The 20,485-nt window shown below is 41.1% G+C and carries 25 protein-coding genes; 15 read left to right on the top strand and 10 right to left on the bottom strand.

Annotated elements, in window-relative coordinates; translation table 11 throughout:
* Window positions 1–28 precede the first annotated feature (28 nt).
* From HEQ19_29020 to HEQ19_28990, 7 genes are all read left to right on the top strand, one after another.
* The gene (locus tag HEQ19_29020) at window positions 29–1,135 is read left to right on the top strand and encodes an FAD-dependent oxidoreductase (protein WYM02922.1); all 1,107 of its coding nucleotides are present in this window, start codon (window positions 29–31) and stop codon (window positions 1,133–1,135) included.
* 808 nt (window positions 1,136–1,943) lie between these two features.
* Window positions 1,944–2,786, top strand: a complete 843-nt coding sequence (locus tag HEQ19_29015) for an alpha/beta fold hydrolase (GenBank protein ID WYM02921.1) — start codon at window positions 1,944–1,946, stop codon at window positions 2,784–2,786.
* Between the two features lie 158 nt (window positions 2,787–2,944).
* The gene (locus tag HEQ19_29010; protein WYM03686.1) at window positions 2,945–3,508 is read left to right on the top strand and encodes a Uma2 family endonuclease; all 564 of its coding nucleotides are present in this window, start codon (window positions 2,945–2,947) and stop codon (window positions 3,506–3,508) included.
* A gap of 18 nt (window positions 3,509–3,526) precedes the next feature.
* Entirely contained in the window at window positions 3,527–4,090 is a 564-nt protein-coding gene (locus tag HEQ19_29005) for a Uma2 family endonuclease (protein ID WYM02920.1), read from the top strand.
* A gap of 239 nt (window positions 4,091–4,329) precedes the next feature.
* Window positions 4,330–4,914: a protoporphyrinogen oxidase HemJ gene (gene hemJ / locus HEQ19_29000; protein WYM02919.1), complete on the top strand. Its 585-nt coding sequence runs from the start codon at window positions 4,330–4,332 to the stop codon at window positions 4,912–4,914.
* 97 nt (window positions 4,915–5,011) lie between these two features.
* Complete coding sequence (locus HEQ19_28995; protein WYM02918.1) at window positions 5,012–5,875, top strand: DUF6671 family protein; 864 nt, start codon at window positions 5,012–5,014, stop codon at window positions 5,873–5,875.
* A 693-nt stretch (window positions 5,876–6,568) separates the two neighbouring features.
* Window positions 6,569–7,042 carry a TspO/MBR family protein gene (locus HEQ19_28990; GenBank protein ID WYM03685.1) on the top strand — a complete coding sequence of 158 codons (474 nt, stop codon included), beginning with the start codon at window positions 6,569–6,571 and terminating at the stop codon, window positions 7,040–7,042.
* A gap of 167 nt (window positions 7,043–7,209) precedes the next feature.
* Here the strand turns inward: HEQ19_28990 and HEQ19_28985 are convergent, their stop codons facing one another.
* The gene (locus tag HEQ19_28985; protein ID WYM02917.1) at window positions 7,210–7,917 is read right to left on the bottom strand and encodes a M15 family metallopeptidase; all 708 of its coding nucleotides are present in this window, start codon (window positions 7,915–7,917) and stop codon (window positions 7,210–7,212) included.
* A gap of 14 nt (window positions 7,918–7,931) precedes the next feature.
* Here HEQ19_28985 and HEQ19_28980 point away from each other — a divergent pair, with 14 nt between their 5' ends.
* Entirely contained in the window at window positions 7,932–8,147 is a 216-nt protein-coding gene (locus tag HEQ19_28980) for a hypothetical protein (GenBank protein ID WYM02916.1), read from the top strand.
* Window positions 8,148–8,476: 329 nt separating this feature from the next.
* On the opposite strand, the gene yidD is transcribed toward HEQ19_28980, so the two are convergent.
* The gene (gene yidD, locus HEQ19_28975; GenBank protein WYM02915.1) at window positions 8,477–8,725 is read right to left on the bottom strand and encodes a membrane protein insertion efficiency factor YidD; all 249 of its coding nucleotides are present in this window, start codon (window positions 8,723–8,725) and stop codon (window positions 8,477–8,479) included.
* Between the two features lie 62 nt (window positions 8,726–8,787).
* Between yidD and HEQ19_28970 the strand changes: the two genes are divergently transcribed.
* Complete coding sequence (locus HEQ19_28970) at window positions 8,788–9,486, top strand: diacylglycerol/polyprenol kinase family protein (protein ID WYM02914.1); 699 nt, start codon at window positions 8,788–8,790, stop codon at window positions 9,484–9,486.
* Between the two features lie 64 nt (window positions 9,487–9,550).
* On the opposite strand, the gene HEQ19_28965 is transcribed toward HEQ19_28970, so the two are convergent.
* Window positions 9,551–9,760: a type II toxin-antitoxin system HicA family toxin gene (locus HEQ19_28965; protein WYM03684.2), complete on the bottom strand. Its 210-nt coding sequence runs from the start codon at window positions 9,758–9,760 to the stop codon at window positions 9,551–9,553.
* A 7-nt stretch (window positions 9,761–9,767) separates the two neighbouring features.
* On the bottom strand, window positions 9,768–9,995 hold the full coding sequence (locus HEQ19_28960; protein WYM02913.1) for a type II toxin-antitoxin system HicB family antitoxin: 228 nt from the start codon (window positions 9,993–9,995) through the stop codon (window positions 9,768–9,770).
* 119 nt (window positions 9,996–10,114) lie between these two features.
* Between HEQ19_28960 and HEQ19_28955 the strand changes: the two genes are divergently transcribed.
* Window positions 10,115–10,309 (top strand): tetratricopeptide repeat protein, encoded by a 195-nt coding sequence (locus HEQ19_28955; protein WYM03683.1) that lies wholly within the window; start codon window positions 10,115–10,117, stop codon window positions 10,307–10,309.
* 49 nt (window positions 10,310–10,358) lie between these two features.
* Here the strand turns inward: HEQ19_28955 and HEQ19_28950 are convergent, their stop codons facing one another.
* Window positions 10,359–10,568, bottom strand: a complete 210-nt coding sequence (locus tag HEQ19_28950) for a hypothetical protein (protein WYM02912.1) — start codon at window positions 10,566–10,568, stop codon at window positions 10,359–10,361.
* 61 nt (window positions 10,569–10,629) lie between these two features.
* On the opposite strand from HEQ19_28950, the gene HEQ19_28945 reads away from it, so the two are divergent.
* Window positions 10,630–10,848, top strand: coding sequence for a hypothetical protein (locus tag HEQ19_28945; GenBank protein WYM02911.1), 219 nt, complete (start codon window positions 10,630–10,632; stop codon window positions 10,846–10,848).
* An 8-nt stretch (window positions 10,849–10,856) separates the two neighbouring features.
* Window positions 10,857–11,084, top strand: coding sequence for a hypothetical protein (locus HEQ19_28940; protein ID WYM02910.1), 228 nt, complete (start codon window positions 10,857–10,859; stop codon window positions 11,082–11,084).
* A gap of 220 nt (window positions 11,085–11,304) precedes the next feature.
* On the opposite strand, the gene dnaK is transcribed toward HEQ19_28940, so the two are convergent.
* Window positions 11,305–13,209: a molecular chaperone DnaK gene (gene dnaK, locus HEQ19_28935; protein ID WYM02909.1), complete on the bottom strand. Its 1,905-nt coding sequence runs from the start codon at window positions 13,207–13,209 to the stop codon at window positions 11,305–11,307.
* A gap of 480 nt (window positions 13,210–13,689) precedes the next feature.
* On the opposite strand from dnaK, the gene HEQ19_28930 reads away from it, so the two are divergent.
* Complete coding sequence (locus HEQ19_28930) at window positions 13,690–13,974, top strand: hypothetical protein (protein ID WYM02908.1); 285 nt, start codon at window positions 13,690–13,692, stop codon at window positions 13,972–13,974.
* Between the two features lie 13 nt (window positions 13,975–13,987).
* The gene (dusB, locus tag HEQ19_28925; GenBank protein WYM02907.1) at window positions 13,988–15,043 is read left to right on the top strand and encodes a tRNA dihydrouridine synthase DusB; all 1,056 of its coding nucleotides are present in this window, start codon (window positions 13,988–13,990) and stop codon (window positions 15,041–15,043) included.
* A 242-nt stretch (window positions 15,044–15,285) separates the two neighbouring features.
* Here the strand turns inward: dusB and HEQ19_28920 are convergent, their stop codons facing one another.
* The 3 genes from HEQ19_28920 to HEQ19_28910 all read right to left on the bottom strand — a co-directional run bounded on the left by HEQ19_28920 (window position 15,286) and on the right by HEQ19_28910 (window position 17,596).
* Window positions 15,286–15,975: a YdcF family protein gene (locus HEQ19_28920; protein WYM02906.1), complete on the bottom strand. Its 690-nt coding sequence runs from the start codon at window positions 15,973–15,975 to the stop codon at window positions 15,286–15,288.
* Entirely contained in the window at window positions 15,975–16,631 is a 657-nt protein-coding gene (locus HEQ19_28915) for a DUF2301 domain-containing membrane protein (protein ID WYM02905.1), read from the bottom strand. Before HEQ19_28915 ends, HEQ19_28920 begins: the two co-directional genes overlap by 1 nt.
* 191 nt (window positions 16,632–16,822) lie before the next feature.
* Window positions 16,823–17,596, bottom strand: coding sequence for an S-adenosyl-l-methionine hydroxide adenosyltransferase family protein (locus tag HEQ19_28910; GenBank protein WYM02904.1), 774 nt, complete (start codon window positions 17,594–17,596; stop codon window positions 16,823–16,825).
* 141 nt (window positions 17,597–17,737) lie between these two features.
* Here HEQ19_28910 and HEQ19_28905 point away from each other — a divergent pair, with 141 nt between their 5' ends.
* On the top strand, window positions 17,738–17,893 hold the full coding sequence (locus HEQ19_28905) for a hypothetical protein (protein ID WYM02903.1): 156 nt from the start codon (window positions 17,738–17,740) through the stop codon (window positions 17,891–17,893).
* 374 nt (window positions 17,894–18,267) lie between these two features.
* On the opposite strand, the gene HEQ19_28900 is transcribed toward HEQ19_28905, so the two are convergent.
* Window positions 18,268–19,695: a sugar transferase gene (locus tag HEQ19_28900; GenBank protein WYM02902.1), complete on the bottom strand. Its 1,428-nt coding sequence runs from the start codon at window positions 19,693–19,695 to the stop codon at window positions 18,268–18,270.
* Window positions 19,696–20,485 lie beyond the last annotated feature (790 nt).

Raw genomic sequence — 20,485 nt, 5'->3', positions numbered from 1 at the left:
CCCTATCCCCTCCTCTCAAAAAAAAGTTATGAATGTAGTTATTATCGGTTGTGGTGTGGTTGGGGCGGCGATCGCCTATGAACTGAGTTTAGTTAAAGGTCTGAAAATCATGGTTTTTGACCCTCAACCACCAGCACAAGCTTCTACAGGTGCTGCACTCGGCGTTTTAGTAGGCGTGATTAGCCAAAAAATCAAGGGTAAGGCTTGGCAAATGCGACAAACTAGCATCCAACGCTATGAAACCTTGATTGTGGAATTAGAAGCTTTAACAGGTCGTAAAATCCCTTTTAACCGTCAGGGAATTCTCAGTCTTTGTCTGGAAGAGGAGAATAATTTAGCAGAGTGGGAAAACTTGCTGGCTATTCGTCACTCTCAAGGCTGGCAATTGGAAGTATGGGACGTTGCTAAACTTAAGCGCATCTGTCCACAGGTAGATAATGAAAAAATTATTGGCGCTGTCTATTCTCCCCAAGACCGCCAACTTGATCCTACAGCCCTGACTTTAGCTTTGGTTGAGGCTGCTCAGGGTAACGGTGTTATTTTCAAATTTGGCGTGACTGTGTTGGGAACGAATACACCGCTTGCGAGGAGGGGGGAAGAAGAAGGAATAAGATGTGATTTAGTTGAAACTACAGAAGGTAAAATTGCTGCAGATTGGGTTGTGGTGGCTGCGGGACTGGGTTCGACACCATTAACGGCGCAATTAAACGAAATGGTTGATATCCGTCCTGTTTTGGGGCAAGCTTTACAAGTGCGCTTAGGACATCCATTAGGAAATCCTGAGTTTCAACCGGCAATTACGGGTAATGATGTGCATATTGTACCTGTGACAGATGGAGATTATTGGGTGGGTGCAACGGTGGAGTTTCCTAGCAATGGGAATGAGATTCCACCCAATCTTGAACTGCTGGAATCTGTCAAACAACAGGCGATCGCCTTCTGTCCCGAATTAGCACAAGCAAGCATTGTCCGCACTTGGTCAGGTTTACGTCCCCGTCCCGAAGGACGCCCCGCACCAGTTATTGGTAAGCTACCTGGGTATAGTAATGTCCTCCTGGCTACTGGACACTATCGCAACGGCGTTTTGTTAGCACCTGCAACAGCTTATGCAATTCGTGAGATGATTATTTCTTAGGGAGTGGGCATGGGGCATGGGGCATGGGGCATGGGAAGATGGGGAGATGGGGAAAACTCCTTACTCCTTACTCCTTGAATGAGTAATAAGTAATGAGTAATAAGTAATGAGTAATAAGTAATGAGTAATAAGTAATGAGTAATGAGTAATGAAAGAATTATTAAGATATTAACAACTTCAATCAACAAGTTGAAAGAAAAATAAAAAATAATCCACTCCTTACTCCTTACTCCTTACTCCTTACTCCTTGCTCCTTACTCCTTGCTCCTTACTCCTTGAATGAGTAATAAGTAATGAGTAATAAGTAATGAGTAATAAGTAATAAGTAATGAGTAATAAGTAATGAGTAATGAGTAATGAAAGAATTATTAAGATATTAACAACTTCAATCAACAAGTTGAAAGAAAAATAAAAAATAATCCACTCCTTACTCCTTACTCCTTACTCCTTACTCCTTACTCCTTACTCCTTACTCCTTACTCCTTACTCCTTACTCCTTACTCCTTACTCCTTGAATGAGTAATAAGTAATGAGTAATAAGTAATGAGTAATAAGTAATAAGTAATGAGTAATAAGTAATGAGTAATGAGTAATGAAAGAATTATTAAGATATTAACAACTTCAATCAACAAGTTGAAAGAAAAATAAAAAATAATCCACTCCTTACTCCTTACTCCTTACTCCTTACTCCTTACTCCTTACTCCTTACTCCTTACTCCTTACTCCTTACTCCTTACTCCTTGCTCCTTACTCCTTACTCCTTACTCCTTACTCCTTACTCCCAATTTCCAATCTATAAGAAAATAGCGTGTCATTAACAGAAAATAAAATAAAAGTAGATTCTCTAGAATGGTTTTATCGCGAATCTTCACCAATTGGTAGAACTGATTTGCTACCTGTGGTGTTATTGCACGGCGTAGTTTCTCAAAGTTACAGCTGGCGCAATATCTTACCTGCTTTGGGGAACCAGGGAACAAGAGCGATCGCCCCTGATTGGATTGGTTATGGCTTTTCTGCAACCCCAGAAAAACGCGATTTTGCTTACACGCCAGATGCATTTATTACAGCTTTGTCAGGCTTTGTTAAAGCCCTAGAACTAGAGCGTTTTTCTTTAGTCGTGCAAGGATTTTTAGGTTCTGTGGGATTACAATATGCTTTGCGTCATCCAGAACAAATAGCCAACATTGCGATTTTAAATACACCAATTTCAACGGCTGCTAAATTACCCTGGAAAATTAAACAAATGGGTTTACCTTTAGCAGGGGAAATGATGACCCAAGACCCTCTTTTAGTTGATAGAACCCTAGAAGGTGGTAGCCGTTATCGCATAGAAGATAAAGATTTAGATGTTTATCGCCGACCTTTTTTGAAAAGTTCTGCACCTGGGCGGGCTTTATTAGCAACAATTCGCAATTTGCAATTAGACTCAGCCACGACAGAAATTGAATCTGGCTTTAAACAATGGCAAGAACCAATGTTAATTCAATGGGGTATGATTGACCCTTGGTTATCTGTAGACATCGCTGAAAATTTCGCTAATTCTGTACCCAATGCCGAATTAATAAAACTTAATAATGTTGGGCATTATCCCCAAGAACACTACCACGAGACGATTTTACAAGACCTTTTGTCCTTTGTGCGGCGGGCATAACCTTGATGATAATCCAATACGGTTCAGTTAGAGCCAAAAACCTCAACCCAACCTACAATTTTCCTTAACTGAACCGTATTGGATCATATTAGAATCCCCCGCGCTTCTAGCCGGGGGAGATGTCAAAATCAAAAGATGAGGCAAAAGTGGAGGTAGTTATGACTGTACAATTACTAAGACGGAAATTCACAGTTGAGCAATACCACAAAATGGTTGATTCGGGAATTCTCACAGCGGATGACCGGATAGAACTGATAGGAGGAGAAATTATTGAGATGTCACCTATTGGAACAAAACATGCTGCTTGTGTAAATCGATTAGTTAATCTGTTGGCTCAGTTATCGAGAAAACGCATTATTCTGGCTTCTCAAAATCCAATTGCTTTGAACGAGAACTCAGAACCTCAGCCAGATGTAGCATTACTTAAACCCCGGGATGATTTTTATGAAACCGCGCACCCCCAACCTTCAGATATATTTTTGCTGATTGAAGTCGCAGATTCAACGGTGAAATATGACAGAAAAGTGAAAATTCCTTTATATGCACAAGCAAATATTATCGAAGTTTGGTTAGTGGATATTTATGGGCAAGTTATCGAAGTTTATCAACAACCAATAGCTGCAGGATATCAGCATATTCAGAAGTTCGCTAGGGGTCAAAGTTTATCAATTCAAGCCTTCCCTGATGTGAATATTAGCGTTGATGAAATATTCGGCAGATAAGCAATAGTGGAGGTAGTTATGACTGTACAATTACTAAGACGGAAATTCACAGTTGAGCAATACCACAAAATGGTTGATTCGGGAATTCTCACAGCGGATGACCGGATAGAACTGATAGGAGGAGAAATTATTGAGATGTCACCTATTGGAACAAAACATGCTGCTTGTGTAAATCGATTAGTTAATCTGTTGGCTCAGTTATTGAGAAAACGCATTATTCTGGCTTCTCAAAATCCAATTGCTTTGAACGAGAACTCAGAACCTCAGCCAGATGTAGCATTACTTAAACCCCGTGATGATTTTTATGAAACCGCGCACCCCCAACCTTCAGATATATTTTTGCTGATTGAGGTCGCAGATTCAACGGTGAAATATGACAGAGAAGTGAAAATTCCTTTATATGCACAAGCAAATATTATCGAAGTTTGGTTGGTGGATATTTATGAGCAAGTTATCGAAGTTTATCAACAACCAATATCCGCAGGATATCAGCATATTCAGAAGTTCGCTAGGGGTCAAACTTTATCAATTCAAGCCTTCCATGATGTGAATATTAGTGTTAATGAAATATTCGGCAGATAAATTGATTTTTTAGCATTTTTTAGTATTCAGGGTTGAGTCAAACAGGCTGATAAATATGGCAGGTTTCAATTTAAATTATATCAATTCTCAGTTAAGTTGACAATTTAAGGTGCGTTACGCCTAACGCACCCTACTGGTTTTTATGAGTAAATTTAGATTTATAATTTTATCAAAAGCTGCAATGGTGATTTTTTTAAACTGAAAAGGCATCACAAGCACACTGATGGAGGTTACAATTCATGGCTTATTTGTGGTTTAAAGCGTTTCATATTATCGGCTTTGTAGTTTGGTTTGCTGGATTATTCTACCTAGTACGCCTGTTTATCTATCACGCTGAAGCTAATCTAGAACCGGAACCTGCGAGGACGATACTGAAAAATCAGTATCAGATTATGGAAAAACGCCTGTACAATATTATCACCACTCCAGGAATGTTGGTGACAGTAGCGATGGCTATCGGTTTAGTAAGCACCGAACCGGACGTATTAAAAGAAGGTTGGCTACATTTTAAACTACTATTTGTCTCCCTGTTAATTGGTTATCATCACTACTGTTCTCGTCTGATGAAAAAGTTAGCAGTCGATGAATGTAACTGGACCAGTCAGCAGTTACGTGCTTTAAATGAAGCACCTACAGTCATGTTATTAGTGATTGTATTGTTGGCTGTGTTCAAGAATAGTCTACCGACTGATATCACTGTCTGGGTTATTTTTGCCACAATTATTTTGATGGCTGTTTCTATTCAACTTTACGCTAAAAAACGTAGGCTTGATAAAGAAAAGCTCACAGCACAAATAGGACAGGTTCCACAAGAACAAAGTTAGCTACATCAATAATAGCAGTTTGTAGGTTGGGCATTGCCTTACCTACTAATTACTTACCTATTGATTTGGCTGTAATTTTCAATGAGGTTAAATAGCGATGCAAAATCAGCGACTATTTAGTAATCGCGTGGCTATACTAGCTACAATGCACCAAAAAGAAAGGGTGATAGCCCCAATTATTGAGCAAGAATTAGGCATTAAAGTTATAGTACCGCCTGATTTTAATACTGATATTTTTGGTACATTTACTAGAGAAATAAAACGTCCTGGAACTCAGATTGCGGCTGCTAAATTGAAAGCACAAAAAGCCCTGGATTTAACAGGAGAAACACTGGCGATCGCCAGCGAAGGCAGCTTTACACCTCATCCGATTCTGCCTTACATTTATTCTAATAGAGAAATTGTCATTTTATTAGATAAAAAAAATGATCTAGAAATTATTGGCGAAGAATTTTCTACTGAAACTAATTTTAATCATCGTGTGGTAGAAAATCTTGACGAAGCATATAATTTTGCTCAAAAAGTCGGCTTTCCTGAACATGGACTAGTTGTTAGTTTTCAGCCATCAGCTAAAGATAATAGCGAGATAATTAAAGGGATTACTACAGAAGCAAAGCTTGTAGAATCTGTTAATTTTGCCATCAGTAATTCCTGGGATGGCAAAGTTTATCTTGACACCGATATGCGGGCACTTTATAATCCCACACGAATGAAAAATATCGCAAAAGCTACCCATGACTTGTTAAAAAAGATTAATAGTCAATGTCCAAAATGTTCTGCGCCTGGATTTGATATAACTGACACAATCCAGGGATTACCCTGTGAAATGTGTAATATGCCAACCAGCTTGATTTTAGCTGTAACTTATCAATGTCAAAAATGCGGTTTTAGTCAAGAAAAATTATTTCCTCATGGTCGAAAGTTTGCCGAGCCAGGGCAATGTATGTACTGTAATCCATAGTACATATGTACGTAATTTGTAATTCGTTACGACTTAGGCACGGACTAGGATTTTACAAAGGCTGATTTTTACCTTTACAATATTTTATCACCATTTTTGGTGGATTCAGTTGTGAAAAAAAAATCCCCCGCTGCCAGATAGCAACATGGAGATGTAATGTTAAAGTTCGTCAGGTGATCGGAATATATAAATATTAAATATCTATCCGAGTTGACTAAATTCCTCCATTAGATAGAGAAAAACTTCAATAGTAGATTTATAAATGTATCAGCCAACACTGGATGGCGAATTTTGCTTAAATATAGATAAATAACTGAAGATTTAAACTATAAAAAAAGCCCTGTCGCTTTTGAACAACAACAGGGCAGTGGTATGGTGTGAGGAGCAAACATTTTGTTTGCTTCATATTAGCTTACCAACTAAATGTGGCAGTTGTGTAACAATCATGTGAAAATCATGTGATTATTTGATGGGGCTGCAAAAATTTAGCGCGAATTTTATGGCTTCTAATTTATGGCAGAATACGAGGACTAAAGTCTTCACTAGCAACCCCTATCCAGAGAAAGAATTAGCTGAAATCTAGGGCGTGATTGCAAGAGGAGGATGGGACGGTAATAAGTGCAAACAGGATTTAAATTGACAAAATCGCACTACAATGCTTCGTATTCAAGCGATCGCAAAGGTAATGGTAGTATGATTAAATCTTGGATAGTGATTGCTGGTGTAGCTTTTGTCGTCGCCTTGGCGGCTAACTGGATTACACCAAGCGATATCCAGTGGTTCAAGCGCTTACAAAGACCGAGATGGCTAACTTTTGAGTCCGCAATTCCAGTCATCTGGACTGTAATCTTTATTTGTGGTGGTTGGTCGGCTTATATTGCTTGGGAACACAACCCTGGAACCACCGCAACCTGGTTACTGATGGGTTTATATCTGATTTTGGAAGTTTTTACCATTGCCTATACACCTGTGATGTTCAGGCTTCGCAGTCTCAAAGCGGGTACAATTATCGGTGGTACAGGTTTCATTATTTGTGCTTTATTGATGTTGGCATTGTTACCTATTTCTGGTTGGGCTGCACTGTTACTAGTTCCTTATTTGCTTTGGAGTCCCATCGGTACTTATACCACGTGGCAGATGATTAGCCTCAATCCTCAAGATTCCTAGTACAGCTTTGGGTAAAATCGTGGCGCATTGAGGGTGAAAATTTAAACGCAGAGGAGCGCAGAGGAGCGCAGAGAATTCGCTACGAATTAATGAAATATTGTACTTAGTATTCTGTCTCATTCATGATGATGCTTAGGTAGTGATATCATCATGAATTAGACAAATTGCTATACCAGACGCCCATAGCGTGCGGTAAAAGCATTATTTGAATGAGATTGATTATTCAACCAAGCCCACATTTGATCACCAAAGCAAAAATGCCACCATTCCCTGGGATTGCGTTGAAATCCAGCTTTTAGCATAACATCGTTTAACAACTGGCGATAGGCATGATACTGTTGTGCCTGTGGATGTTCACTATTGCCATAGTAATCGGGAAGCGATCGCTGTGACATTTCATCTATTGGTGAACCCATATTCACAATTTGTCCTAGATCATCCACTAGGGTAACATCTACCGCCGCACCGGTACTATGGGGCGGGGGAGTTTTTTCATCTAAACTCGGTACAGCCCAAATTTGATAAACCGCTTCCCAAACCTCTTGACGTTGGTTTGGTGATAACTCTTCCTCAGTCAGCCCCCGTTGCTGCAAAGCTTCTGCAAAACTATAATCAACCATAAACTGCTGCACAGCTACTGGTCGATAGGCATCAAAAATTTGAATGTGCCAGTTAGGACACTCTAATTGTAAATAATTTTGGGCTTGGATCAGGTTCTCAATTACACTTTGGCGCAAATAATAGGGAGAATGTCCCCCATAGTCAGCACCAAGCTTTTCATAAGGATGGGGCGATTCCACCGCAAACAGTTCCAACGGAATGGCTACCAGTGGCTCACTACACTCAATAATCGGGATATTGTGATAGGGTCTCATTTGTCAGTTATCAGTTGTCATTTGTCATTTGTCAGTTGTCAGTTGTCATTACTCATTACTCATTACTCATTACTCATTACTCATTACTCATTACTGATTACTCATTACTCATTACTCATTACTCATTACTGATTACTCATTACTCATTACTCATTACTCATTACTCATTACTCATTACTGATTACTCATTACTCATTACTCATTACTCATTACTCATTACTCATTACTGATTACTCATTACTCATTACTCATTACTCATTACTGATTACTCATTACTCATTACTCATTACTCATTACTCATTACTCATTACTGATTACTCATTACTCATTACTCATTACTCATTACTGATTACTCATTACTCATTACTCATTACTCATTACTCATTACTCATTACTGATTACTCATTACTCATTACTGATTACTCATTACTCATTACTCATTACTCATTACTCATTACTCATTACTCATTACTGATTACTCATTACTCATTACTCATTACTCATTACTCATTACTCATTACTCATTACTCATTACTCATTACTCATTACTCATTACTCATTACTCATTACTCATTTGTCCCCCCTCTTTTCCCCTTTCCTCTGGGACTGGATCATAACCACCGGGATGAAATGGATGACAGCGGAAGATGCGCCGCAAACCCATCCAGCTACCGCGCCAGGGGCCAAATCGTTCAATGGCTTGAATGGCGTACATTGAACAAGTGGGTTGAAAGCGACAAGTCGGAGGAAACAGTGGGGAAATAAACATCCGGTAGCCCCGAATCAGGGAAATAAATAATAGTTTCATAGGCGTCACCTAAATCTTATAGAGTAGTAACAAAGGTAAAAATTTTCCAGCAGCATCTTGAGTTGAGTACATTTCCCGGTTTCGAGTCAATTTCCCCCATATGGCTGCAAATTGCGATCGTTGCAGCTTGGGTGTTACTCATCCTCATCATCTCATGGGGAGTAAAACGCTTTGTCAATGACGATCCAGAAATTATACGCAAAATAGTTCATATTGGTACTGGGAATGTAATTTTACTCGCTTGGTGGCTAGATATCCCGGCAATTGTCGGTATTACCGCTTCAATTGTAGCGAGTGTAGTTACTTTATTATCTTACCGATTTCCCATTCTCCCTGGTATTAATAGCGTTGGACGCCAAAGTTTGGGGACATTTTTTTACTCTGTCAGTTTCGGTATTTTAGTTGCTTACTTCTGGTATTTGCAACAACCACAATACGCAGCCCTAGGAATTTTGGTGATGACCTGGGGAGATGGACTAGCAGCCTTAATTGGGCAGCGTTTTGGTAAGCATAAGTATAAGGTCTTTGGGGGGCAAAAAAGCTGGGAAGGTTCTTTGACTATGACGCTGGTTAGTTATATCGTTAGTAATTTAATTTTCCTGGGTGTGCAAGGTAATATCTGGCAGACTTGGGTGATATCGTTAATAGTGGCTGTAGTCGCTACTGCCTTAGAAGCTGTTTCGTTTTTAGGGATTGACAATTTGACAGTTCCTTTAGGTAGTGCAGCCCTTGCGTTCTTTTTACATCAATTATTGCAGTAGAACGGCTATTTAACGGCTGGATGTCCACCCCACAAGATAGGATAATTTATTTGTGGGAAATCCCTTAATTTACCTCAAACAAACTGCGGGGTAATCCAGACTGGCGAATAATAGACCGCAAAGTGCCCACGCGAAGTTCGTCATAATCAGGGACAGGAACAGTAATTGTTGAGTCTTCTGTTCTTTGCTGCATAATAATATGGCTACCGCGCTGACGCACTTGCACAAACCTATGCTGCTCTAGAATTTGGCACACTTCCCGACCCGAAAGCACCCGCAACTTACCCAACACTCACCTCTAAGCGCGTGATAAAGACTTCTGTTTTTAGCCGTTCCTGAACTTCCGAGGGATCAGCCGTCTCAAAAAAGAGTTCTAATGCTTCAAGCAGATTATTTCGTGCTTCTTCAATAGTATCGCCTTGGCTGGCAATATCGAGTTCTGGACAAAGGGATACATATCCATCTCCCTCACGCTCAATAATCGCAGTGAGTTGTCTTGTTTGCCTCATCTTCAGCCTCTAGTTGAATAGTGGTCATAGCATTTGACCAACTGCTTGTAAAGAGGTCATTATAGCTCCTACACACTCTATAATAACCTTTCTTTTACGCTTTAGAATTAAGGCGACGCCTGCTGGGTGATGAACATCCTGATGTTGCAACTAGCCTCAACAATTTGGCGTATCTCTACGACTCCCAAGGAAGATACAGGGAAGCTGAACCTTTCTACCTCCAAGCTCTGGCAATTTGTGAGCAACGCTTAGAGGGAATTATCCCAATAGTATTACAGTGCGTGAAAATTTGGCAGCTTGTCAAGCGAGTTTAACAAAAATTAGCGAAGAACCGGAATCGGAATAATTCAATAGACATGATAATTATTTCGTTTGGTGTTCGGAACTCGAAGTTTGGTGTTCCAAGTGAGAATGTTCTCGTTTCAAGTGAGAATGTTCTCGTTTCAAGTGAGAATGTTCTCGTTTCAAGTGAGAATGTTCTCGTTTCAAGTGAGAATGTTCTCGTTTCAAGTGAGAATGTTCTCGTTTCAAGTGAGAATGTTCTCGTTTCAAGTGAGAATGTTCTCGTTTCAAGTGAGAATGTTCTCGTTTTGAGGGTGAATGATGGCGTTATGCGGTAGGATGGAGAGCGATATTGCCTTTTAAATCTTCTGTCAATGAGATATTTTGCGTGATTTTATCTAGTGGGTTGGGGCACAGCGGTGCTGATGCCCCTACGATTATTTATATAATGATGGTGTTTGGCGGTGGGATGGAGAGGGATATCACAGAAGGGCTACGCCTAAGTCTGCGATGGTTGAGAGATGGGTGGAATTGCGATACCTACGGTAAGCTACGAATATCGCATTTGTAGAGAAAAAAATGAAAATTAAAGTGATTAATGAACAAGAAAATATTCAAGAGGTAATGCAGGTTTTATTTACTCACTTAGAACCATCGAAGGTAATGAAATTTTGGGCGACGTGTAAACTAAGTGAAGGCGACTATTTGCAAGTTAAAGAAAAACTGTTTGCTCAAGAAACCGTTGCCAGTTTATATGCCAAAATCAAAGCATATCAAGATGAGGATAGTAAACAATCGCCAGAATAACGCCTATAGACCTTGATGAAATGTTCTGTAAGTCAGAGATTTTGCGTGATTTTATCTAGTGGGTTGGGGCACAGCGGTGCTGATGCCCCTACGATTATATGCCGAATGCGTGAGACAAAAATATAAATAAAAAAATCCCCACCCAAGCAAATGCTTAGATGGGTAATATGAGATAAGGATGGGATGCCTAAAAAGTCCTGCAGCATCCCCAAACAGGAAATTATTTGGTTTCAGTGAAATCAGCGTCAATCACATCATCACCGCCACCAGAGGGGGGAGTCGGTCCACCATCGCCAGGGCTAGGGCCACCAGGAGCAGCACCACCAGCTTGTTGATAGATGTTGCTACCAACAGCGAATAGCGCTTGTTGTAGTTCTGGTGTCAGCTTCTTGATTTGCTCGTCGTCTTCCTTGGCTACAGCTTCCCGGATATCTTTGACCAAACCTTCAACTTTGGTTTTGTCAGCAGCGGGAACTTTATCGCCCAATTCTTGCAGCTGCTTCTCGGCTTGGTATGCTAAGGAGTCGGCTTGGTTTTTGCGTTCAATTTTCTCGCGACGTTCTTTGTCACTAGAAGCGTTTTGTTCAGCTTCTCTGACCATCCGGTCAACGTCAGATTTATCTAAGGTCGAAGCCCCAGTAATGCTGATGGACTGTTCTTTACCAGTACCTTTGTCCTTAGCGGTGACGTTGAGGATACCGTTGGCGTCGATGTCAAAGGTAACTTCAATTTGGGGGACGCCGCGTGGTGCTGGGGGAATGCCATCTAAGCGGAAGGTTCCCAAGCTCTTGTTATCATTAGAGAATTCCCGTTCACCTTGAAGGACGTGAATTTCTACGTTGGTTTGACCATCCACAGCGGTGGAGAAGACTTCCGATTTCTTGGTCGGAATTGTGGTATTACGGGGGATAATTTTGGTCATCACACCACCCAAGGTTTCTACACCCAAGGATAGTGGTGTTACATCTAACAATAAGATGCCCGTAACATCACCCGCTAAAACACCCGCTTGAATAGCAGCACCAACTGCTACCACTTCATCGGGGTTAACGCTTTGGTTTGGATCTTTACCCAAAATCCGCTTAACTAACTCTTGGACTGCGGGAATCCGGGTAGAACCACCCACCAATACCACTTCATCAATATCGTTTTTGGTTAACTTTGCATCTCTGAGGGCGTTTTCTACAGGGATACGTGAACGGTCGATTAAGTCTGAGGCGAGTTCTTCAAACTTGGCGCGAGTTAGAATGGTATCCAGGTGCTTGGGTCCATCCTGGGTAGCGGTGATAAATGGTAGGTTAATTTCGGCTTGGGTAACGCTAGAAAGCTCAATTTTGGCTTTTTCTGCAGCTTCAGTCAACCTTTGTAAGGCTTGTCTGTCTTTGCGGAGGTCAATGCCTTCATCTTTTTTAAACTGTTCTGCCAAGAAATCTACAATTTTCTTATCAAAGTCGTCACCACCGAGGTGAGTATCACCAGATGTGGCTAATACTTCAAATACGCCGTCGCCCACTTCTAGCACGGAAACGTCGAATGTACCACCACCAAGGTCAAATACCAGGATGGTTTCATTGCTCTTTTTATCAAACCCATAAGCCAGAGAAGCGGCGGTAGGCTCGTTGATAATCCGCAATACTTCTACACCAGCAATTTTACCAGCATCTTTGGTAGCTTGGCGTTGAGAGTCGTTGAAGTAGGCTGGAACAGTAATTACTGCTTGTGTGACAGTTTCGCCTAGATATTTGCTAGCGTCTTCAACTAGTTTGCGGAGAACCTTAGCAGCAATTTCTTCAGGAGCAAATTGTTTACCAGCACCGGGAGAGTCTACCTTGACGTTACCACCACTGCTCAGTACTTTATAAGAAACTTCTGTAGCTTCGTTTGTAACTTCATCATAGCGCCGTCCTATAAAGCGCTTAACTGAATAGAAGGTGTTTTCTGGGTTCATCACCGCTTGGCGCTTGGCAATTTGCCCTACCAAAGTATCGCCGTTTTTCGCAAATGCCACAACTGACGGTGTTGTGCGGAAACCTTCTGCATTAGCAATAACCGTGGGTTTACCACCTTCCATCACTGCTACGCAGGAATTCGTTGTTCCTAAGTCTATTCCAACTACTTTTGCCATTTTAGGTGCTGGCTCCGTATAACTACAAATGAATGAATGGGACTATAAAGGACTAAATTTTGAACCAACTGGTTAAAAACAGCAGCCAGTCCAGCATAAATACCTTGTGATTTGGCTTTTCTGGGGTTAGAACCCCATATGCTGATATATATACTGAAGCTCAGTTGTAGCCGGTCCATGAAGGAGGGTTTCCCGAACCTTGTTTGGGACGGTCAAACTTGAGTATGTCTCTAATCGGTTCATCGATGATTTACTTACACTTTGTCTAATGTATGAGAATTAATACTTTCAGCAATTGGGGTGAACCGTAACATCAAAGTCGTGTTTGCCGTCTTTTAGTCCACCACAAAGCACGCACAGGTTACATAGAGCGGTACAATCACAAGAGCGCCAATCATTTAAGCCCTGTTCTGCTTCACCGCGCTAAAACATCTGCGAGTTTTTCACTCTGAATATTATTGAAGAGTGGGAGGAATTTTTATGAAAAACGCAGTCAAAGTAACTCAACTTGAATTAGTACTTCTGGAATTAGTCGCCAAAGGCGAGGGAAATTGGAGTTGGTATGAAATAGCTAATCATCTTTCTCGCCTAGACGTGCCTAGAGAACCTGACATGATGGTGGTGTTAAAGAATTTAGCTGCGAAGGGTTTACTGACAAGATATGTGCAGCCAGGATCGCCCCGAGATCGCTGGGATTTGACGCCAACAGGTACTAAAATCTTGATGGAAAGTCTAACATATCAAAGTGTTGGGTCTCAAACCTAAATTCTCCGATTGTATGCTAACCCTCTCCCCCGCTCTCCAAGCTAGACTCTCCCAACCTCTGAAAATCGGCACGTTTGAAGTCAAAAGCCGAGTTTTGCAGTCGCCTTTATCTGGGGTGACAGATATGGTGTTTCGCCGTCTGGTGCGTCGCTATGCGCCAGAGTCGATGCTGTACACCGAAATGGTCAATGCCACGGGGTTGCATTATGTCAAGCAGTTGCCTAAAATAATGGAGGTAGACCCTAACGAACGTCCGATTAGTATTCAGCTGTTTGACTGTCGTCCCGATTTTTTAGCCCAAGCTGCAGTTAAGGCGGTAGCAGAAGGCGCTGATACTGTGGATATTAATATGGGATGCCCGGTAAATAAAATTACCAAAAATGGTGGTGGTTCTTCCCTGTTGCGACAACCAGAAGTAGCTGAGGCGATTGTGCGGGAAGTAGTAAAGGCTGTGAATGTCCCTGTAACAGTCAAAACCCGTATTGGCTGGAACGATCAAGAAATTACGATTCTCGATTTTGCCAAGCGGATGGAAGATGCTGGGGCGAAAATGATTACGGTGCATGGACGCACCCGCGCCCAAGGTTATAATGGCAATGCCCGCTGGGAATGGATAGCCCGTGTAAAGGAAGTGCTTTCGATTCCAGTTATTGGGAATGGAGATATTTTTTCAGTTGCAGCTGCGGTGAAATGTTTAGAGGAAACTGGCGCTGATGGGGTAATGTGTTCCCGTGGGACTTTGGGTTATCCGTTTTTGGTGGGAGAAGTTGATTATTTCCTCAAAACCGGGGAACTGTTACCTGCGCCAACCCCAATTCAACTGCTGGAATGCGCTAGAGAACATTTGCAAGCTTTATGGGAATATAAGGGCGATCGCGGTGTGCGTCAAGCCCGTAAGCACATGACTTGGTATGCTAAAGGTTTCGTGGGTGCGGCTGATTTGCGGGGTAAATTAAGTTTAGTTGACAATGTGCATCAGGGTTTAGATTTAATTGATCGCGCAATTGATAAACTTAGCAAGGGTTATGAACCGGATATGGATACAGAATCTGATTTTTCTTTGGTATAGATAAAAGGAAAATTTGCTCGTAGTCACCGCTTTAGGGCTAAAGTGTTGATTACAAACTTATTATTAATGAACTGGTAAATATCGGTAGCATCCCAAATGTTTTGTATTTTTCAACGCAAAGGATCGCAGAGTTTCACGCGGAGGGACGCGGAGGTTTAAGGAAAGCTTTGTATTTCGTGTTAAAAGAAATTGTGATGCTGCCTAAATCTTCTTCTGCTACCAATTTTTTTATAGAATTGGCATTAGGCTTTCCAATTAACAAACTGGGCATAAATATACGCTATAATTTCATTAATCACTGACCGTACACCTTGGCTGGAAACCCACCATTTGTTTGGGTTGTAATCTTGCGTTTTCGCAGCAATCACACCAACTTTTATTTTGGGAGCAAGTACTTTTTTGAATAATAGCCAACTCCTGCGAGTATGAACGTCCCCGGAAAACAGATTAATTGATTCTATCTGGAAATTTGCCTTGGATAGCCACCGCCCAAATTCGGCTGCAGATTCATAACTACGATCTTTAATTACAAAAGGTGTGGGAACAGCTATCACCTTGTCTGTTTCTAGTCCTAGTTTTTTGAAGGTGAGTGCTGAGACTTCGGCAAAATTTTTGTATGGAATCAGATAACTTCCTTTGTCTATGGTGCCTCCTGTAGTAATTATTTGCCGATAAGCACCACTTTTAAATTCAGTCAAGGCTTGTTGGATTGCATAGTCTGGTAGCCATCCTTCTACAACCAATAATTCTGCTGATTTTATGGGGGAAGTTACTGCTAGAAATGGTTGTACATGAGTAATAATAAAAAATATTAAAGATGCGACTAAAATGCTCGCAATTCCCCATCCCCAAAGTGTAAGTGTCCAGATTTCTCGGCGTTTTATCAGCCGAATTTTGGGAATTTTTGGCCGCTGGCGACTCTTTTTTAACATTAAACCTTTGCTAAACGCTGTTTTTTCAAATAAGTAAATACAGACTTATCGCCTATATCCGCCGGCATTTCTTGTATTGTTTTCCGCAAAGCAAACACCAAAAACAAAATCGCCCAAATTGCTAATAAAATCTGTTCCCACTGAGTTGGTAAAATCCCCACCAAATGACCCAGCAATAATAGCGGCACGGTGACGGTTAATACCTTGGTTTCCAGACGATTGAAGCAGAAAGCTTCTTTGAAATAAATGCCTGTTAAAGCCACAAAGGTAAAACCAATGCCGAATAATGTCAGAGGTTGATTGTAAACAGTGACAGCTAAAGGTGTACTGCTAGTCAGTGCCAGTACCAGTGATGTAATGCTTCCAATCGCCCAAAAAACTTGCAATGCTCGCTGCAATAATACCATATATATATGGATAGTAAATAAACTGACACCGAGAGCCAGGCTAAAACAAGCATATAAAGGCGTCAGTGTGGTGAAAACATTTGGGTTATTTTCTAGCAATACCAAAGCGCTACCTATCCCAAAGGTCAGTGCGGCTACCATTAAGCCAGTGCGGTAGATAATCACACCCAGGCGATCGCTCTGAGTAATTGTAAATTCCCCAAACTGACCTTGATATACTTCTGATGGAGATAGTGTTTGTGTAGTCATAGTCAACCAGTGAGGAGTTAGGAGTTGGGAGTTGGGAGTTGGGAGTTAGGGGTAGTCCCTAGTAACTAGTTTACAGCCATTTTCAAGTAAATAGACCACGCGGTAGGGGCACGGCAATGCCGTGCCCCTAGCAATGTATTGGTATCATGATTAAAGTGAAACTGTATAAGCTCTTGACTCTTGACTCTTGACTACTGACTAATGACTTCCAGTCTATCTTGCAAGTTTATATGCAACTGCAGGTGTGCATTCCGGCTATTGATGGCTATTTCTACCCAACCGTGGCTACCAATTAAAGCGATCGCCTCTCCTGCTCTAACATTACTGTAAGTTTCACACCCTGGTATAGTTAATCCAGCTACTTTCACACTCCAAGCTTTATCTTGGACGTAACTGGCGGGAATGTTGCTGACTAAGTTACCAAAGTGGTCAATATATTGAATGTAACCCACTACACCGGTTGTTGTCTGGGTGCAGTCGCCTAAATCCATCTGTACCAAAGTGCTGGGATCAATTTCTCTTCCTAGCTGTTGGAGGGGGAGACCACTGGCGAGATTTGCCCCTACTGGTGCAAAGATATCTCTACCGTGGAATGTCCTGCTTGGTTGAGGAGTTCTCCAATAATTAAGATTTGTCAATTCGACGGCGGTAATTACTGAAGTTTGACTGAGTACCCCACTAAATATGCCATTATCTGGCCCCACCAAAAACCCCTGAGCAAATTCTACGGCGATCGCCCTTCGCGTACTTCCCACTCCCGGATCTACTACCGCCACATGGACTGTCCCCATCGGGAAATAGGGGTAAGCGTTCATCAGGCAAAATCTGGCTGCGGCGATGTTTTGGGGGGAAATTTGGTGGGTTAAGTCTACTATTCTTAGCCTGGGGTTGATTTGGGCGATTACTCCTTTGATTACGCCTACATACACATCGCGATCGCCAAAATCACTGAGTAACGTCAGCATTCCTTGTTGACCGATTTAGTTGTCTAACATGAATAGATTATTAAAATGTATTAAATCCAGATTTTCTGTAACAAAAGCTACGAAATATGTGTTATGTTAAGAATACAAGACAATAAGACGAAAATTTAAAAGGTAATCACTATGGGCAACAATAGACTACAGGCGGCGACAAAAGCACAAGAGGCGCATAGACAGAATATTCAAAGAAGCCTAAAGCATCGCCTGGAAGTAGCCAGAGCGAATGGCGACGAGAAGTTAATACATCAATTGGAAGCTGAAATGAAGCATTTCAGCTAAATCGAGTTTTCATAGTTCATAGTTTTGTTGTGTTACCCCGCTACAGCGGGTTTTTTTGTTTTAGTCCTTGCTGCCTGAGAGGCACAGTTATATTACCAGGATTTACGCAAAACAGCACGAAAGTAGCGGTAATTCATGAATTACCGCTACGTAAGAATGAGGGTTTCAGTCACATCTTGCGTAAGTCCTAATTACAACTTTTGCTTCTACAAACAGGACATATGTGAGTCATGTTAATTCTACATACCAGATGTTAACTAAAATGGCAACATTTCAGTAAAAGGTTATCTTTGGAAATTTTAGGAGATTTAGAAACGTTACATACATGTAATATCTCCGCATCTCCCCCTTCTGAGAAGATGCGGAGCTAAGTATTAGTACGCGCCTGACTTTTGCAGGACAACACCCACAGTTTTCACCAAAATTTCCAGATCTAGCCAGAACGACCAATTCTCAATGTAGGAGATATCTAATTTCACCCCATCTTCAAAGTTATCGATATCCGAGCGACCAGAAACCTGCCACAATCCTGTGATACCTGGTAGAACTTCTTGTCGGATAAAATGCTTTGTTTTGAACTTCTCTACATCTCGGATAGGGAGGGGACGCGGACCGACTAGACTCATCTCACCAAGTAAAACATTAAACAATTGTGGCAATTCGTCTAGACTATAAAGACGCAGGAATTTACCAATTCGTGTGATGCGAGGGTCGTCTTTGAGTTTAAACAAAACACCATCTTTAATTTCATTCTTGGCTTCTAGGGATGCTTGTACCTTCTCTGCATTTACAATCATTGTCCGGAACTTCCAGATCTTGAATTGCTGACCATGTAGACCAATTCGGTTTTGCTTGAAAAATACTGGTCCGGGAGAATCTAGCTTAATTAGGACAGCAACTACGAGATAAACAGGTGATAGCACTAATAACAATATCGCCGCACAAATTAGGTCGAAATACCGCTTTAACCAAAAATCGCTACCTGCGAGAATTGGTGCTGGAATTGTCAGACATGGTACTTGTCCAATCATCCACAATATAGTTTTAGGCGGTAGGACTTCCCTCTCTGTTGGCAGAATTCGTAGGGTAATTCCAGCACTCAGGAAATGCCAAGAAATAAATAGACGGTTTTTAATGGCATTCCAAGAGACAAAAACCTCTACAATACCTTCTTTACGAAGAAATTCTAAAGTAGCTTCGCGGTTATCTCTATCCAACGAGCTAGCTTCAGACACTCCCAGAAGAGTGTAGCAGTTCTCTTGGTTGATTAATCTGATGCTACTCTCTTGGTCTTCTGCATCCGTGATCAGAAAAATAGGATAACGAACTCCTCCAGCTTCACGAACCCCTTTAGTCGCCACATCAAATATAAAGCGACCAGTACATATGAAGGCTATAGATAACATCCAAAACAGTAGAAAAGTTGCTCGTAGTAAATAGTGATTAGGTTCGTAAACGAAGGCAATCAATAATAGGAAAAATGCCGCCATTGAGATGGTTTTTATCACCTGGGTATATTGACGACGATTAATTCCCGCATTATAAAGGCTTTTGTCTGCCATCATACCTATTGCCACGGCAATTATTAGCGCTAAAAATGGCGATTTTTCTGTCCAAGTCGAGTCTAAGGGATTGCCATAAAATATCGCCAATTTCCAAGCTAATGCCAGAGAAATAGCATCTATTAAAATTAGTGTTACTATGCGGATTATCCTAATGGCTAATCCTCTCTGAATCTTATTCCCTTGAGATGCTCTTAAGTCCGGTCTAGGATTAATTAACGGCAGAGATTTTGTTGTCATTAGTTCTATCCTTTCTGTGTTGTAGATATTTGGTATACCCAGGTTTTTTGTGATTTTATCAACATTTCGTGCCCTCACGCACCCCTTACCTACAAGGGAATCGGTGAAATTTCCAGATTCTCCCCAATAAAAAGAGAAGGTTGGATAGAGGTTTTACTGAGTGATGTGAAAAATCAGGGGACGGTGGGGGTAGGGAAGTTTTTTTATGCTTCTTACTGGTGTAAGTAGCTCATCAGGGCTACTTCACCTTGGATTACAAATAACAGGAAATTTCCACATCAGTATTGGTTTTTATTATACAGATTATTATTAAGCATATAGCAAAAGTGAGCAAACTTTGCCAGAACTTTAAATTCAGATTTTGTACGTAACATTATAACCTGTTACAATGTAAAAATTGTGTAGAGAATATACTTATATGTCTTGACTTTTATCGCTAAATCAAAGTTTTTTGTTTAATACGGAGTCATAAAAATACATCAACTTTTATTGATGCATGATATAAGATAGCAAAGATTGGGAATTTTATCTTTCGTAGGTTGGGTTGACTTATATATTGCACAGCCATGTCATCCACAACCAAAATAACCAAGTATTTATAGATTTACACAGTACGAACAGATACGCCAGGGGCTGTAAGTCCCTGTGTCATAGCTTATAGGGATTGTCAGGTAAATAGACAAGACGGTAGGGGGGCCTGCGGTAATGTACCAGCATGAAAATCAAAGGCACTTAGCTCTCTTGTTTCACTTTCCGAGAGAGCGATCACTAGAAGCCTCATCAGGCAATT

It is taken from the genome of Gloeotrichia echinulata CP02 (assembly GCA_038087035.1).
GTDB lineage: Bacteria > Cyanobacteriota > Cyanobacteriia > Cyanobacteriales > Nostocaceae > Gloeotrichia > Gloeotrichia echinulata.
The sequence above is the reverse complement of the archived record's forward strand: the minus strand, read 5'-3'. Positions and strand labels throughout refer to the sequence as shown.